General features: G+C 57.6%; 1 pseudogene. It reads right to left on the bottom strand.

Annotation, left to right across the window (positions count from 1 at the left end):
• Nucleotides 1-28: 28 nt before the first annotated feature.
• Nucleotides 29-373 (bottom strand): annotated as a pseudogene (locus ACKLKD_RS28045) (IS3 family transposase); the annotation flags it as partial.

Raw genomic sequence — 373 nt, forward strand, 5'->3', positions numbered from 1 at the left:
TGTGTGTTTTCTTGTGGTTAACAGGTCAGCCTTCCCGCCGCAGCTGAATATGAATACGCGGGCAACCGTAGCGGATCCGGGTTTCCGCTATTTCCCGGATACGCAGGGTTATCGCCCGATCATCCCGCCAGCTCTGCCAGTGGTAAACGGTTCTGCTCTGCATCAGGAGTTCGCATCCCCGCCGGACACTGATACGGTAAGCCTCCCGCAGAAAATGCACCGCCTGACGCTTCTGAGCCGGCCTCAGAACAGTACCTCCTGCAGCATCTCCTTGTCCAGACTCAGGTCTGCCACCAGTTTCTTCAGCCGCTGATTTTCATCCTCCAGTTGCCGCAGACGCCGCAGTTCGGTCACGCCCATGCCGCCAAACTTT

It is taken from the genome of Klebsiella sp. 10982 (genome assembly GCF_048589245.1).
Classification (GTDB): Bacteria; Pseudomonadota; Gammaproteobacteria; order Enterobacterales; family Enterobacteriaceae; genus Klebsiella; species Klebsiella quasivariicola.